Origin of the sequence: Mammaliicoccus sp. D-M19, assembly GCF_022386695.1 — a bacterium.
Classification (GTDB): Bacteria; Bacillota; Bacilli; order Staphylococcales; family Staphylococcaceae; genus Mammaliicoccus; species Mammaliicoccus sciuri.
In genome coordinates, this window is record NZ_JAJNHW010000009.1 from 88,109 (window position 1) to 104,008 (window position 15,900).

Annotated in this window: 13 protein-coding genes and 2 pseudogenes; 8 read left to right on the top strand and 7 right to left on the bottom strand. The window is 32.0% G+C overall.

Annotated elements, in window-relative coordinates:
• Window positions 1-18: 18 nt before the first annotated feature.
• The 3 genes from LQ675_RS13355 (at window position 19) to LQ675_RS13365 (ending at window position 2,593) form a co-directional block, all read left to right on the top strand.
• On the top strand, window positions 19-408 hold the full coding sequence (locus tag LQ675_RS13355; RefSeq protein WP_020444595.1) for a hydroxymethylglutaryl-CoA synthase: 390 nt from the start codon (window positions 19-21) through the stop codon (window positions 406-408).
• A 916-nt stretch (window positions 409-1,324) separates the two neighbouring features.
• Window positions 1,325-2,068 (top strand): glycerophosphoryl diester phosphodiesterase, encoded by a 744-nt coding sequence (locus LQ675_RS13360; protein WP_000958858.1) that lies wholly within the window; start codon window positions 1,325-1,327, stop codon window positions 2,066-2,068.
• A 96-nt stretch (window positions 2,069-2,164) separates the two neighbouring features.
• Window positions 2,165-2,593, top strand: a complete 429-nt coding sequence (locus LQ675_RS13365; protein ID WP_000872606.1) for a MaoC family dehydratase — start codon at window positions 2,165-2,167, stop codon at window positions 2,591-2,593.
• Between the two features lie 45 nt (window positions 2,594-2,638).
• Here LQ675_RS13365 and mecA read toward each other — a convergent pair whose 3' ends face one another.
• Entirely contained in the window at window positions 2,639-4,648 is a 2,010-nt protein-coding gene (gene mecA / locus LQ675_RS13370; protein ID WP_063852655.1) for a PBP2a family beta-lactam-resistant peptidoglycan transpeptidase MecA, read from the bottom strand.
• A gap of 96 nt (window positions 4,649-4,744) precedes the next feature.
• Between mecA and mecR1 the strand changes: the two genes are divergently transcribed.
• Window positions 4,745-6,502 (top strand): beta-lactam sensor/signal transducer MecR1, encoded by a 1,758-nt coding sequence (gene mecR1, locus LQ675_RS13375; protein WP_000952923.1) that lies wholly within the window; start codon window positions 4,745-4,747, stop codon window positions 6,500-6,502.
• The gene (gene mecI / locus LQ675_RS13380; RefSeq protein WP_000369214.1) at window positions 6,502-6,873 is read left to right on the top strand and encodes a mecA-type methicillin resistance repressor MecI; all 372 of its coding nucleotides are present in this window, start codon (window positions 6,502-6,504) and stop codon (window positions 6,871-6,873) included. The genes mecR1 and mecI overlap by 1 nt, the downstream gene beginning before the upstream one ends.
• Window positions 6,874-6,957: 84 nt before the next feature.
• Here mecI and psm-mec read toward each other — a convergent pair whose 3' ends face one another.
• Complete coding sequence (gene psm-mec, locus LQ675_RS13385) at window positions 6,958-7,026, bottom strand: phenol-soluble modulin PSM-mec (protein WP_014532405.1); 69 nt, start codon at window positions 7,024-7,026, stop codon at window positions 6,958-6,960.
• A 319-nt stretch (window positions 7,027-7,345) separates the two neighbouring features.
• Between psm-mec and LQ675_RS13390 the strand changes: the two genes are divergently transcribed.
• Window positions 7,346-8,494, top strand: a complete 1,149-nt coding sequence (locus LQ675_RS13390; RefSeq protein WP_000427807.1) for an ROK family transcriptional regulator — start codon at window positions 7,346-7,348, stop codon at window positions 8,492-8,494.
• Window positions 8,495-8,607: 113 nt separating this feature from the next.
• On the opposite strand, the pseudogene cstB reads toward LQ675_RS13390, so the two are convergent.
• Both cstB and LQ675_RS13400 read right to left on the bottom strand, forming a co-directional pair.
• Window positions 8,608-9,942: pseudogene (cstB, locus tag LQ675_RS13395) on the bottom strand (persulfide dioxygenase-sulfurtransferase CstB).
• A gap of 32 nt (window positions 9,943-9,974) precedes the next feature.
• On the bottom strand, window positions 9,975-11,039 hold the full coding sequence (locus LQ675_RS13400) for a DsrE/DsrF/DrsH-like family protein (RefSeq protein ID WP_000438836.1): 1,065 nt from the start codon (window positions 11,037-11,039) through the stop codon (window positions 9,975-9,977).
• Window positions 11,040-11,174: 135 nt separating this feature from the next.
• Here LQ675_RS13400 and cstR point away from each other — a divergent pair, with 135 nt between their 5' ends.
• Entirely contained in the window at window positions 11,175-11,435 is a 261-nt protein-coding gene (gene cstR, locus LQ675_RS13405) for a persulfide-sensing transcriptional repressor CstR (RefSeq protein ID WP_000220507.1), read from the top strand.
• A pseudogene (locus LQ675_RS13410) lies at window positions 11,435-12,072 on the top strand (sulfite exporter TauE/SafE family protein); the annotation flags it as partial. The gene cstR and the pseudogene LQ675_RS13410, both read left to right, overlap by 1 nt.
• Before the next feature lie 273 nt (window positions 12,073-12,345).
• Here LQ675_RS13410 and LQ675_RS13420 read toward each other — a convergent pair.
• From LQ675_RS13420 to LQ675_RS13430, 3 genes are all read right to left on the bottom strand, one after another.
• Window positions 12,346-12,963 (bottom strand): CadD family cadmium resistance transporter, encoded by a 618-nt coding sequence (locus LQ675_RS13420; RefSeq protein WP_000562107.1) that lies wholly within the window; start codon window positions 12,961-12,963, stop codon window positions 12,346-12,348.
• A gap of 80 nt (window positions 12,964-13,043) precedes the next feature.
• Window positions 13,044-15,458 carry a cadmium-translocating P-type ATPase CadA gene (locus LQ675_RS13425; RefSeq protein WP_000378485.1) on the bottom strand — a complete coding sequence of 805 codons (2,415 nt, stop codon included), beginning with the start codon at window positions 15,456-15,458 and terminating at the stop codon, window positions 13,044-13,046.
• Entirely contained in the window at window positions 15,451-15,816 is a 366-nt protein-coding gene (locus LQ675_RS13430; RefSeq protein WP_000159127.1) for an ArsR/SmtB family transcription factor, read from the bottom strand. Before LQ675_RS13430 ends, LQ675_RS13425 begins: the two co-directional genes overlap by 8 nt.
• Window positions 15,817-15,900: the final 84 nt, after the last annotated feature.

Below are 15,900 nucleotides of genomic sequence, written 5' to 3' on the forward strand. Positions count from 1 at the left end.
GTTAAAATTATACTATAAATTCAACTTTGCAACAGAACCGTATTATGGAATAGAGATGTTGGTAACATTTATACAGGATCATTATACTTAAGTTTAATTTCGTTATTACAGAACCACACATTCCAACCAGAAGAGAAAGTATGTCTATTTAGTTATGGTTCAGGAGCAGTAGGAGAAATCTTTAGTGGTTCAATCGTTAAAGGATATGACAAAGCATTAGATAAAGAGAAACACTTAAATATGCTAGAATCTAGAGAGCAATTATCAGTCGAAGAATACGAAACATTCTTTAACAGATTTGATAATCAAGAATTTGATTTCGAACGTGAATTGACACAAGATCCATATTCAAAAGTATACTTATACAGTATAGAAGACCATATCAGAACATATAAGATAGAGAAATAAACTAGTGGCCGATTGTGCTTGATGAGCTTGGGACATAAATCCTAACTCGAAATAAATAAGCATATCACTAAACTGAATTTTTAAAGTTTACAGTGATATGCTTATTTTTTTATCTTACGATTTTGTACGTGCATGCTTGCCTAGGGGTATGGCTCGAGCCATTAGTCTCTCGCACATACTATTCCCTCAGGCGTCAGCACTTACAAAATCGGTTGTAATTTTCATTTTTATACGCATTCTTACTGAGATTATACTAATAAGAGGAATAGTAAAAGCAATTCTAAGTAAAATTGCAGATAAGAGGTTTGTTAAAAGCAGTTCTAAGTAAAATTGCAGATAAGAGGTTTGTTAAAAGCAGTTCTCAGTAAAATTACAGATAAGAGGTACGTTAAAAGCAGTTCTAAGTAAAATTGCAGATAAGAGGTTTGTTAAAAGCAGTTCTAAGTAAAATTGCAGATAAGAGGTACGTTAAAAGCAATTCCATGCAAAATTGCTGATAAGGGGTAAGTTAAAAGCAGTTCTCAGTAAAATTGCAGATAAGAGGTAAGTTAAAAGCAGTTCTAGGCAAAATTGCAGATAAGAGGTGCGTTAAAAGCAGTTCTCAGTAAAATTGCTGATAAGGGGTAAGTTAAAAGCAATCCTAAGTAAAATTGCAGATAAGAGGTAAGTTAAAAGCAATCCTAAGTAAAATTGCAGATAAGGGGTACAGAAAAACTAGACTTGATTACAAAATGGAGCTTGGGACATAAATGATTTTTTAAAAATGAGATGAGACGTAGATTAACTCCATAATCAATACGAATCTATCGACTTCTTTATTTATGATATTCATCTCTTTTTAATGGAAATAAAAGTGCGATTAATGTGATAATACAGTTACGTTAATTAAAAAAATAAAAATGCAAGGAGAGGTAATATGCTAACTGTATATGGACATAGAGGATTACCTAGTAAAGCTCCGGAAAATACAATTGCATCATTTAAAGCTGCTTCAGAAGTAGAAGGTATAAACTGGTTGGAGTTAGATGTTGCAATTACAAAAGATGAACAACTGATTATCATTCATGATGATTATTTAGAACGGACTACAAATATGTCCGGGGAAATAACTGAATTGAATTATGATGAAATTAAAGATGCTTCTGCAGGATCTTGGTTTGGTGAAAAATTCAAAGATGAACATTTGCCAACTTTCGATGATGTAGTAAAAATAGCAAATGAATATAATATGAATTTAAATGTAGAATTAAAAGGTATTACTGGACCGAATGGACTAGCACTTTCTAAAAGTATGGTTAAGCAAGTGGAAGAACAATTAACAAACTTAAATCAGAATCAAGAAGTGCTCATTTCAAGCTTTAATGTTGTGCTTGTTAAACTTGCAGAAGAAATCATGCCACAATATAACAGAGCAGTTATATTCCATACAACTTCGTTTCGTGAAGACTGGAGAACACTTTTAGATTACTGTAATGCTAAAATAGTAAACACTGAAGATGCCAAACTTACTAAAGCAAAAGTAAAAATGGTAAAAGAAGCGGGTTATGAATTGAACGTATGGACTGTAAACAAACCAGCACGTGCAAACCAACTTGCTAATTGGGGAGTTGATGGTATCTTTACAGACAATGCAGATAAAATGGTGCATTTGTCTCAATAGAAAGTTAGAGGTGAGTCTTACGTTTCAGTGACGGTAGACTTACCTTTAACATGTTACATACTAAAAAATTAATTTGAATAAGAAAGAGAGACATATATGAAATACGATGATTTTATAGTAGGAGAAACATTCAAAACAAAAAGCCTTCATATTACAGAAGAAGAAATTATCCAATTTGCAACAACTTTTGATCCTCAATATATGCATATAGATAAAGAAAAAGCAGAACAAAGTAGATTTAAAGGTATCATTGCATCTGGCATGCATACACTTTCAATATCATTTAAATTATGGGTAGAAGAAGGTAAATACGGAGAAGAAGTTGTAGCAGGAACACAAATGAATAACGTTAAATTTATTAAACCTGTATACCCAGGTAATACATTGTACGTTATCGCTGAAATTACAAATAAGAAATCCATAAAAAAAGAAAATGGACTCGTTACAGTGTCACTTTCAACATACAATGAAAATGAAGAAATTGTATTTAAGGGAGAAGTAACAGCACTTATTAATAATTCATAATAAAACAGTGAAGCAACCATCGTTACGGATTGCTTCACTGTTTTGTTATTCATCTATATCGTATTTTTTATTACCGTTCTCATATAGCTCATCATACACTTTACCTGAGATTTTGGCATTGTAGCTAGCCATTCCTTTATCTTGTACATCTTTAACATTAATAGCCATCATCATGTTTGGATTATCTTTATCATATGATATAAACCACCCAATTTGTCTGCCAGTTTCTCCTTGTTTCATTTTGAGTTCTGCAGTACCGGATTTGCCAATTAAGTTTGCATAAGATCTATAAATATCTTCTTTATGTGTTTTATTTACGACTTGTTGCATACCATCAGTTAATAGATTGATATTTTCTTTGGAAATAATATTTTTCTTCCAAACTTTGTTTTTCGTGTCTTTTAATAAGTGAGGTGCGTTAATATTGCCATTATTTTCTAATGCGCTATAGATTGAAAGGATCTGTACTGGGTTAATCAGTATTTCACCTTGTCCGTAACCTGAATCAGCTAATAATATTTCATTATCTAAATTTTTGTTTGAAATTTGAGCATTATAAAATGGATAATCACTTGGTATATCTTCACCAACACCTAGTTTTTTCATGCCTTTTTCAAATTTCTTACTGCCTAATTCGAGTGCTACTCTAGCAAAGAAAATGTTATCTGATGATTCTATTGCTTGTTTTAAGTCGATATTACCATTTACCACTTCATATCTTGTAACGTTGTAACCACCCCAAGATTTATCTTTTTGCCAACCTTTACCATCGATTTTATAACTTGTTTTATCGTCTAATGTTTTGTTATTTAACCCAATCATTGCTGTTAATATTTTTTGAGTTGAACCTGGTGAAGTTGTAATCTGGAACTTGTTGAGCAGAGGTTCTTTTTTATCTTCGGTTAATTTATTATATTCTTCGTTACTCATGCCATACATAAATGGATAGACGTCATATGAAGGTGTGCTTACAAGTGCTAATAATTCACCTGTTTGAGGGTGGATAGCAGTACCTGAGCCATAATCATTTTTCATGTTGTTATAAATACTCTTTTGAACTTTAGCATCAATAGTTAGTTGAATATCTTTGCCATCTTTTTTCTTTTTCTCTATTAATGTATGTGCGATTGTATTGCTATTATCGTCAACGATTGTGACACGATAGCCATCTTCATGTTGGAGCTTTTTATCGTAAAGTTTTTCGAGTCCCTTTTTACCAATAACTGCATCATCTTTATAGCCTTTATATTCTTTTTGTTTTAATTCTTCAGAGTTAATGGGACCAACATAACCTAATAGATGTGAAGTCGCTTTTTCTAGAGGATAGTTACGACTTTCTGTTTCATTAGTTGTAAGATGAAATTTTTTTGCGAAATCACTTAAATATTCATCCATTTTTTTAACGGTTTTAAGTGGAACGAAGGTATCATCTTGTACCCAATTTTGATCCATTTGTTGTTTGATATAGTCTTCAGAAATACTTAGTTCTTTAGCGATTGCTTTATAATCTTTTTTAGATACATTCTTTGGAACGATGCCTATCTCATATGCTGTTCCTGTATTGGCCAATTCCACATTGTTTCGGTCTAAAATTTTACCACGTTCTGATTTTAAATTTTCAATATGTATGCTTTGGTCTTTCTGCATTCCTGGAATAATGACGCTATGATCCCAATCTAACTTCCACATACCATCTTCTTTAACAAAATTAAATTGAACGTTGCGATCAATGTTACCGTAGTTTGTTTTAATTTTATATTGAGCATCTACTCGTTTTTTATTTTTAGATACTTTTTTTATTTTACGATCCTGAATGTTTATATCTTTAACGCCTAAACTATTATATATTTTTATCGGACGTTCAGTCATTTCTACTTCACCATTATCGCTTTTAGAAATATAACTGCTATCTTTATAAACTTGTTTGAAATTTTTATCTTCAATTGCATCAATAGTATTATTAATTTCTTTATCTTTTGAAGCATAAAAATATATACCAAACCCGACAACTACAACTATTAAAATAAGTGGAACAATTTTTATCTTTTTCATCAATATCCTCCTTATATAAGACTACATTTGTAGTATATTACAAATGTAGTATTTATGTCAAAATAATGTTATAATTTTTGTGATATGGAGGTGTAGAAGGTGTTATCATCTTTTTTAATGTTAAGTATAATCAGTTCATTGCTCACGATATGTGTAATTTTTTTAGTGAGAATGCTCTATATAAAATATACTCAAAATATTATGTCACATAAGATTTGGTTATTAGTGCTCGTCTCCACGTTAATTCCATTAATACCATTTTACAAAATATCGAATTTTACATTTTCAAAAGATATGATGAATCGAAATGTATCTGACACGACTTCTTCGGTTAGTCATATGTTAGATGGTCAACAATCATCTGTTACGAAAGACTTAGCAATTAATGTTAATCAGTTTGAGACCTCAAATATAACGTATATGATTCTTTTGATATGGGTATTTGGTAGTTTGTTGTGCTTATTTTATATGATTAAGGCATTCCGACAAATTGATGTTATTAAAAGTTCGTCATTGGAATCGTCATATCTTAATGAACGACTTAAAGTATGTCAAAGTAAGATGCAGTTCTACAAAAAGCATATAACAATTAGTTATAGTTCAAACATTGATAATCCGATGGTATTTGGTTTAGTGAAATCCCAAATTGTACTACCAACTGTCGTAGTCGAAACCATGAATGACAAAGAAATTGAATATATTATTCTACATGAACTATCACATGTGAAAAGTCATGACTTAATATTCAACCAGCTTTATGTTGTTTTTAAAATGATATTCTGGTTTAATCCTGCACTATATATAAGTAAAACAATGATGGACAATGACTGTGAAAAAGTATGTGATAGAAACGTTTTAAAAATTTTGAATCGCCATGAACATATACGTTATGGTGAATCGATATTAAAATGCTCTATTTTAAAATCTCAGCACATAAATAATGTGGCAGCACAATATTTACTAGGTTTTAATTCAAATATTAAAGAACGTGTTAAGTATATTGCACTTTATGATTCAATGCCTAAACCTAATCGAAACAAGCGTATTGTTGCGTATATTGTATGTAGTATATCGCTTTTAATACAAGCACCGTTACTATCTGCACATGTTCAACAAGACAAATATGAAACAAATGTATCATATAAAAAATTAAATCAACTAGCTCCGTATTTCAAAGGATTTGATGGAAGTTTTGTGCTTTATAATGAACGGGAGCAAGCTTATTCTATTTATAATGAACCAGAAAGTAAACAACGATATTCACCTAATTCTACTTACAAAATTTATTTAGCGTTAATGGCATTCGACCAAAATTTACTCTCATTAAATCATACTGAACAACAATGGGATAAACATCAATATCCATTTAAAGAATGGAACCAAGATCAAAATTTAAATTCTTCAATGAAATATTCAGTAAATTGGTATTACGAAAATTTAAACAAACATTTAAGACAAGATGAGGTTAAATCTTATTTAGATCTAATTGAATATGGTAATGAAGAAATATCAGGGAATGAAAATTATTGGAATGAATCTTCATTAAAAATTTCTGCAATAGAACAGGTTAATTTGTTGAAAAATATGAAACAACATAACATGCATTTTGATAATAAGGCTATTGAAAAAGTTGAAAATAGTATGACTTTGAAACAAAAAGATACTTATAAATATGTAGGTAAAACTGGAACAGGAATCGTGAATCACAAAGAAGCAAATGGATGGTTCGTAGGTTATGTTGAAACGAAAGATAATACGTATTATTTTGCTACACATTTAAAAGGCGAAGACAATGCGAATGGCGAAAAAGCACAACAAATTTCTGAGCGTATTTTAAAAGAAATGGAGTTAATATAATGGATAATAAAACGTATGAAATATCATCTGCAGAATGGGAAGTTATGAATATCATTTGGATGAAAAAATATGCAAGTGCGAATAATATAATAGAAGAAATACAAATGCAAAAGGACTGGAGTCCAAAAACCATTCGTACACTTATAACGAGATTGTATAAAAAGGGATTTATAGATCGTAAAAAAGACAATAAAATTTTTCAATATTACTCTCTTGTAGAAGAAAGTGATATAAAATATAAAACATCTAAAAACTTTATCAATAAAGTATACAAAGGCGGTTTCAATTCACTTGTCTTAAACTTTGTAGAAAAAGAAGATCTATCACAAGATGAAATAGAAGAATTGAGAAATATATTGAATAAAAAATAAAATTGTTGTGTTTACAACAATACATAGAAAACAGAGGAAACAATCAAGTCGTTGAATATTTCCTCTGTTTTTTAGTTGAAAAAATTAACCGAAAGCCTGAATGCAAGTCTTGATTAAATCAATAATGCTTGTAATAACACCAGTGAAATCCATATGCATACCCTCTTTCTATTTAAGATACATTAAGTATAATATCAAACAAATAAAAAATGTTAAAAATTCCCTAATTGGCTATTTAGATTGCATAAATGTCAAAAATTTGAAAAACATACAACGACTTTGCATAAAAAATCGTCATATTGGAAATACGTAATTTATTGAAATAATAAAAAAAATAAAAGAACGAAGATGATAACCTAAGTGAGGTTTTAAGTTGTTCTAAGGTTTAATTTAATTTATGTTAAAATAGTTGGTATAAAAATACATGATAAACTATAAACTAAATTCAAAATAACTTATGGGGTAGGCAATTATGGAAAATATTTTAAATATAAATGATAATGAAAAAAGAGTGCTAAGGGAAATTTATAACCATCATAATATTTCGCGTACTCAAATATCTAAAAATCTTGAGATTAATAAGGCAACGATTTCTAGTATTTTGAATAAGTTAAAGTATAAATCTCTTGTTAATGAGGTTGGTGAGGGTGATAGCACGAAGAGTGGTGGTAGAAAACCTATTCTTCTGAAGGTTAATCATCTTTATGGTTATTTTATTTCTTTGGATTTAACTTATAGTTCTGTTGAAGTGATGTACAATTATTTTGATGGTAATGTCATTAAGCATGAATCTTATGATTTACCTGATGAAAAGGTTAGTAGTATATTAAGCATAATAAAAAAACATATTGATATTCAGGAGAAACTTGATACTTATAACGGACTATTAGGTGTGTCTGTTTCTATACATGGAGTTGTGGATAATGAGCAGCATGTGACATATTTACCATTCCATGAAACTGAAGGAATTTCAATTGCTAAGAAAATAAAAGAAATTACTAATGTTCCAGTCGTAGTTGAAAATGAAGCGAATCTTTCAGCGTTATATGAACGTAATTTTAATCATAATTTATCCTACAATAATCTTATTGCTTTAAGTATACATAAAGGTATTGGTGCTGGGCTTATTATTAATAATCAATTGTATCGTGGTGCAAATGGGGAAGCGGGTGAAATTGGAAAAACACTTGTCTCAAAAGTTAGCGATAATGTGGAGATCTTTCATAAGATTGAAGATATTTTTTCACAAGAAGCTTTACTGCATAATTTAAGTAATCAACTAAATGAGAAGATGACGCTTAGCAAATTAATTCAATTTTATAATGAAAAAAATCCAGTCGTAGTTGAAGAAATGGAACAATTTATAAATAAAATTGCTGTTTTAATACATAATTTAAACACCCAGTTTAATCCGAATGCAATTTACATTAACTGTCCATTGTTCAATGAAATGCCTGAAATATTAGAAGCAATTAAGAACCAGTTCAAACAATATTCACGTAACGAAATTCAAATAAAGTTAACATCTAATGTCAAATTTGCAACTTTGCTAGGTGGTACATTAGCAATTATCCAAAAAGTACTACAGATTAATGATATTTACTTAGATATAAAAGCATAAAAAACTAATTCAAATGAATAATCAAAGTTCGTAATTGTCTTTATAAAAAAATCCCTCAATCCGAATTGAATTTTCGGATTGAGGGATTTTTATAGTTCTATTGCAGAAGAAAACTATTTTAAAAATGCTGGTAAATGTTGATAGCCACCTCTAACGTTAACAATATTCGTAAATCCTTTATATTCTAATATTCCTACCGCTATTGAACTTCTAACACCTGATTGACAATGTACATAAATTAGGTCATTTTTATCGAAAGGTATATCTTCATTTAAAAGTTTACCGTGAGGAATATGAATTGCTTGTTTTAAATGACCTTTACGCCATTCATCATCATTACGAACATCTAATACATTATGTTCTTCACCAGTCATTTCAGAACTATGAATAGATGATGTGACGATATTTGTTTGTGGCAAACGGTAACTTTTTACATTTTCAAAACCAATTAATTGTAAAGCATGAATAGCTTGTTGAACGGTAGATTTATCGCCAATTAATTCAATATCTTAGTCATAATCTAAATACCAACCAATTTGATTTATAAAAGTTTTATTAAAAGGAATATTGATAGTTCCATGCATATGACCACCATGGAATGCTTCTTTACTTCGAAGATCAAAAGCAGTTTGTGTATTGCTTGAACTAGGGTAAACATTATATGGTTGGTACATTTGCATACCAAATTGATTTATTTTTTTCATTTGTGAAAAATGGTGTGGTGGAGCTGGCTGATTGAGTGTTAAAGTTTCGATAAATGAAGTTTCATCTTTAACATTAAAAGCCCAGTTGTTTATTTTCTCATAACCCAAAGTAGTTGTAGGTAATGAACCTAGCGCTTTACCACAAGGACTCCCTGCACCATGACCTGGCCAAATTTGAATATAGTCTGGTAATGTTGCAGCAAATTGTATGGACTGATACATTTGTTTTGCTCCGATTTTTGTAGAACCTTCAACATTTACAGCTTTTTCTAATAGATCTGGTCTACCTACATCACCAACAAAGATGAAGTCACCGCTAAATAATCCCATTGGTATACTGGAACCCCCACCTTCGTCAGTAAGTAAAAAACTAATACTCTCAGGGGGATGGCCTGGAGTGTGTAAGACTTCTAATTTAATCTTTCCTAAATAGATAATATCTTGATGCTTAACGAAATGTGTTTGTTTAGGCATATTTTTATAATTAAATTCATCTTTACCTTCATCAGATACGTATATACTTGCATTCAATTTATTTGCCACATCTCTAATACCTGAAGCAAAATCAGCATGAATATGTGTTTCTGCAGCTTTAGTAATTGTGAATCCTTCTTTATCTGCAACTTTTAAATATTTTGTTAAATCTCGTATAGGGTCAATAATCATTGCTTCTCCTGTACGTTGACATCCAATTAAATAAGATGCTTGTGAAAAATTGTCTTCATAAAATTGTTTGAAAAACAAAAAAAACTCCTTTTTAAAATAGATTTTATTGATTAGATAAATAAGTTATGATTTGCTTGCTCAGTATGTCCAATATAAGTACCTACGCCACCATAATCGACTTCATCTCTTAATTCTTCTTTTGAAATTCCCATAACATCCATACTCATGGTACAAGCAATTAACTTTATATCTTGATCGATTGCTTGATCGATAAGTGAGTATAAAGAATCAACATTTTTCTTGTTCATTACATAACGCATCATAATATTACCTAGTCCAAACATATTCATTTTTGATAATGGCATATGTATTGGATCCTTAGGTAACATAAGGTCAAACATTTTGGAAATACCTTTCTTTTTAACGCGAGTTGATTGCGCTTTTTTTAATGCGTTGAGGCCCCAAAAAGTAAAGAAAATAGTTACATCTTTACCTGCTGCTTTAGCGCCATTTGCGATGATCATTGCTGCTACTGCCTTATCTAACTCACCGCTAAATAAAACAATTGTTGTACCTGTAGCAGTGTCATTGATTTCAAATTCTTTTGGCTTTTCTTTTTGAATAATTGCATTAATTACATTTGCTTCTTCAGTAAGATTTACAAGGGTATTCCCTGTTTGTTTCGCCCAACTTTTAATATCACTATTGAAACCAGGATCTGTAACTGTTACCTCGATTTGCTCACCCGTTGAAATATTGTTAATTTCTTTACTGATATTAACAATAGGTCCAGGGCACTGAAGACCTCTAAAATCAAATTGTTTACGATTCTCTTTGATTTCAATATCTTTTTCTATTAAAGGAGCACTATTGAAGTTCTTTGCTTCATAATCTTTATATCCACCCTTTAAATTCACGACATCATAACCTTGTTTGGCTAAATAATCGCAAGCTTTAGTGCTTCGGTTACCGCTTTTACAATGTATATAATACGTTTTGTTGCTATTCTTATTGAATGATTTAATCTCTTCTACTGGGTGTAAAGTTGAACCGTTAATGTGTCCTAATTCATATTCTTCTTTTGTTCTAACATCAATCAATTGACCCATTTTTGCCAATTTTTCTAATTCTTCTTTGTTTAATGAATTAATGTGTACTTCTTTGTATTGTTCCATACTTACCTCCTATAAATACCTATGAGGGTATAATAAAACGGATAGAATCATTTGCCAAATACCTATAGGGGTATTTGACAATTTTGTTTTAATTTATTATTATTAACTTAATCAATTTATGTGGAGGAAATGAATATGACTTATGATAAAAAAATGATTAATCGTATAAATAGAATACAAGGTCAATTAAATGGTGTCGTAAAAATGATGGAAGAAGAAAAAGATTGCAAAGATATAATTACGCAACTTAGTGCATCTAAAGGTTCTATACAACGTTTAATGGGGATTATAATTAGTGAAAATTTAATAGAATGCGTTAAAACAGCAGAAGAAAATAATGAAAGTTCTCAAGAATTAATTAATGAAGCAGTTAATTTATTAGTTAAAAGTAAATAATGGATATAGCAAATATGACTATTATGTTGCTAATTGGCGTACTGGGTGGATTTATATCTGGATTAATAGGTATTGGGGGCGCAATTATTATTTACCCAGCTATTCTTATATTGCCACCATTAATAGGTATACCTGCGTATAGTGCATATATTGCTTCGGGACTTACCTCTAGTCAAGTATTTTTCAGTACACTTAGTGGATCATTAAATGCAAGAAAACAACCAGCTTTCTCTCCTAAACTTGTTATATATATGGGAGGGGTATGTTGATTGGAAGCATGTTAGGGGCAATTTTAGCTAGTTTGTTTAATGCTACTTTTGTAAATACGGTATATGTAATAATCGCCATACTTGCTTTAATATTGATGTTTATTAAAGTTAAACCTACTACACAAGAGACGAAATCTAAACCTTTGCTATTTATTATAGTTGGATTTGGAATTGGTGTAATTTCGGGAATTGTGGGTGCAGGTGGAGCATTTATCATCATTCCTGTATTATTAGCATTATTTAAATTACCAATGAATACGGTAGTGAACAATAGCATAGCAATTGCTTTTATATCTTCAGTAGGGGCATTTTTTATAAAATTAATGCAAGGATATATACCAGTAGAAAGTGCAATTTTTTTGATAATTGAATGATGATCATTTTCTGAAAATATTATGTGGTCATATAATATAATGCCCATCATTTCACTAATCTCTTTTATTCTCTGAGTTATTTTGATATCTCCTGGAGAAGGTGTCGGATCTTATCAAGAGTAAATTATGAAAAAAATGGTTTAAATCAATGTTCTTACTTTAAGTACATGTGTTTAACGTAAATGATAATTAGTTAAATATAAAAAGGTTATCCCAATCAATAGGATAACCTCTTTATACTTTACTTTATGGTTTGGATTCGCCACTTCAAAGAAGAAATGAAATCAGAGCATTGAATGTTCCATTTTCAAACAATATATAAATACCTAGCCCAATGAATACAATTGGTACAATCCAACGTTCATATTTCTCAATTGTTTCCGATATAAAATCGAAGGAAGCTAGACGGTAACTGACATAGCACAAAACTCCAACCATAATTAGAAAGACAATAGTGACAATAAAGATTTCAGACATACTTAAGGTCGTGAAGTACGGTATATAAATGGAAAAGTCATCCGCACTGGAAGCCAATACGATGAAAATCATCGTCAAAAATAACTGATTAAATTTTCCAGAGGAGAATAAAGATAAAATGCTACTTTCATCTTCATCCTCTTCTCCTTTAATCCATATTTTCACGCCTAGGTAAAGTGGTAAAAGTCCAAGTAGTCCGATAACCCATTGCTGAGGAATTAAATTTACAACCCCCTGTGCAACTAAAAGACTTGCTCCTATCACAATTGCAGTCCCTATATATTGTCCTATCCAAATATGTTTTACCTGACCTTTTTTTACTTGCGAAAACAAAAGAATTAATATGACGAGATAATCAATTCCTGTTGCTACATATACCGCAGTAGCCGTCAGTATCGTCGCGATCATTTTATCATCTCCAAATATTTTAGGGATAGGACTTTTCTTCAAAATGAAAAGTCCTTCCGTAAATTGCACACATATAGTACCTATTTATCCTTCACTCTCATCAGTCGCAAACTATTTAATGCTACCAAAATAGTGGCTCCCATATCGGAAAGAATCGCAATCCAAAGGGTTAGCCAGCCTGGAATAACCAATAGTAAGGCAATTATCTTAATTCCGATGGCAAACGTGATGTTCGCTTTGATGATATTTAGCGTTTTCCTGCTAAGTCTTACTGCAAATGGAAGCTTACTTAAATCATCTCCCATTAATGCAATATCAGCTGTCTCGATGGCAGTATCTGTTCCAGCACCGCCCATTGCAATGCCAACAGTGGATGCAGCAAGTGCAGGAGCATCATTGACGCCATCGCCAATCATAGCTACATTACCATGCTCGGCTTTCATTTTTTTAATATAGTCCAACTTATCCTGTGGCAACAATTCGGACTGAATATCAGAAACGCCTACATGAGCACCGATTGCTTCTGCGGTACCTTGATTATCACCTGTCAGCATAATTGTTTGCTTGATTCCTAACTGATGAAGTTTTAGAATCACATTTTTACTTGTTTCGCGGACCTCATCTGCTACAGCAATCACGCCGAGGATTGTTTGGTCCGTTCCAATAATCATGGCCGTTTTCCCTTGGTTTTGTAAAACTTTCACTTTATTTTCAAACTCAAGGCTAAAATCGGAAACATTTAATTCTTTAAAAAGCCTTGGACTGCCAATGTAATAGGTTGTTCCATCTATATTCCCTTGAATGCCCCGACCTGTAATAGAAGTGAAGTCCTTCACTCTAACATCGGAATAAGTAATATTATCTTGCTCTGCTTTCTTCATTATTGCTGAAGCAAGTGGATGTTGTGATCGATATTCTAAAGCTGTAATAATGGAAAACAGCTCTTTTTCTTCCACTTGATCATTTAACACTTTAAAATCTGTTACCACTGGTACACCTTTTGTCAGTGTTCCTGTTTTATCAAATGCGATTGCCTTAATGGCTCCTAATTCCTCTAGATAGACACCGCCTTTAATCAACACACCTTTTTTAGCTGCATTTCCAATTGCCGAGACAATCGAGATTGGAGTAGTAATAACTAATGCACACGGACATCCAACTACAAGTACCGCTAATCCTTGATAAACCCAAGTATCCCAACTTCCACCAAAGAATAAAGGTGGAACGACTGCAACGAGCGCCGCAATAACCATAATGATCGGCGTATAATATTTCGCAAATTTATCTACGAATGCTTGCGCTGGAGCGCGCTCCCCTTGTGCTTCCTCAACCAGATGAATAATCTTGGAGATAGTTGTATCCTCTACGTATTTGGTGATTTTTACTTCAAGTAGTCCCTCTTCGTTAAGCGTGCCTGCAAATACTTCATCATCTACCGTTTTGGCAACAGGGACAGATTCTCCTGTTATAGCAGCCTGGTTGACAGCCGACACACCATTTATAATGATCCCATCCATGGCAATTTTCTCCCCTGGTTTGACGATCATAATATCACCCACGGCAATATCGTCCACATGGATCATTATTTCCTGACCATTCCGCCTAACAAGTGCTTCTTTTGGGGCAATATCCATCAATGAACGAATGGACTGTCTTGCTCTATCCATAGAAAAACGTTCAAGTGCTTCACTGATTGCAAAGAGAATGACAACAATGGATGCCTCTGCCCATTCACCAATGATGGCAGCTCCAATAACTGCAACGGTCATCAGGGTTTTCATGTCGAAATCAAAGCGTATCAAATTTTGAAAACCAACTTTAAATAGTGAATATCCGCCAATTACAATCGAACTTACAAATAACATGGACGTTACAAGGTTATCTTCTCCATTTACAAAGTGAGAAAGGTAACCAAAAGCAATCAGTAATGTGGCAAACAGCAATGTGCTGTGTTTTTTATAAAACGGTATTTTCTCTTCTTTAGGAGCCTTAGTGTCTTCTTTGACCGCTTGTATCGATGGATTCGCCAGTTTTTCAGGAATTACCTTAAGATTCTCGAAAGCACCTGCTTTTTCAAGCTCTTCAACCGATGCGTTTCCATATACATCAATTTTAGAAGCGCCAAAGTTCACTTTTGCATCCTGAACTCCAGCTAGTTGTTTTACATTTTTTTCAAACTTCCCAGCACAGTTTGCGCAAGAAAATCCCTCCACACGGTAAACATTTTTATCTTCTGTTACCACTGGTTCGACCCTTCTTCTAGCCTTCTCTGGTGCCACTTTAAGATTCTCGAAAGCACCAGCCTTTTCCAGATCTTCAACGGTTGCACTGCCAAAGACATCAATTTTGGAAGCTCCGAAATTGACTTTAGCATCATGCACCCCTGATAGTTCTTTTACATTTTTTTCAAACTTCCCAGCACAATTCGCACACGAGAAACCCTCCACACGGTAAACCTGTTTATCTTCTGTTAATGTTTTTGTTGAACTATCCAATACTAGCAACCTCCCTTTGATGCAAGAAAGCTTTTTCTACAAGCTGTTTAACATGCTCATCATCTAGTGAATAATAGACTAATTTTCCTTCTTTACGGTATTTTGCTATACCTAAATTTTTCAATAATCTTAAATGATGGGATGCCGTAGCCGTTGAAGATTCAATGATATTAGCTACATCACAAACACATAACTCTCCCTCTAAAGACAAAACATAAGCAATTTTAACTCTTGTATCATCTGATAGAGCCTTAAAAACTTTCGCTACATCCATAGGATTCTGTTTAGCAAGGTCTTTTTTAGCCCTGTTTACCTTATCTTCATGAATATAGGTAACTTCACACATATCTTTTGTCATAATTACCCTCCTTATTCAAATGACTGTTTGTTTGATGATTATAATATATCCCACTATAAACAAATAGTCAAATGATTGTTTGAA

Bases quoted from the DNA above. Each gene is read 5' to 3' on its own strand.
- LQ675_RS13360 (WP_000958858.1), top strand. From the start codon at position 1,325: ATGCTAACTGTATATGGACATAGAGGATTACCTAGTAAAGCTCCGGAA.
- LQ675_RS13365 (WP_000872606.1), top strand. From the start codon at position 2,165: ATGAAATACGATGATTTTATAGTAGGAGAAACATTCAAAACAAAAAGC.
- mecI (WP_000369214.1), top strand. From the start codon at position 6,502: ATGGATAATAAAACGTATGAAATATCATCTGCAGAATGGGAAGTTATG.
- LQ675_RS13390 (WP_000427807.1), top strand. From the start codon at position 7,346: ATGGAAAATATTTTAAATATAAATGATAATGAAAAAAGAGTGCTAAGG.
- LQ675_RS13400 (WP_000438836.1), bottom strand. From the start codon at position 11,039: ATGGAACAATACAAAGAAGTACACATTAATTCATTAAACAAAGAAGAA.
- cstR (WP_000220507.1), top strand. From the start codon at position 11,175: ATGACTTATGATAAAAAAATGATTAATCGTATAAATAGAATACAAGGT.
- LQ675_RS13420 (WP_000562107.1), bottom strand. From the start codon at position 12,963: ATGATCGCGACGATACTGACGGCTACTGCGGTATATGTAGCAACAGGA.
- LQ675_RS13430 (WP_000159127.1), bottom strand. From the start codon at position 15,816: ATGACAAAAGATATGTGTGAAGTTACCTATATTCATGAAGATAAGGTA.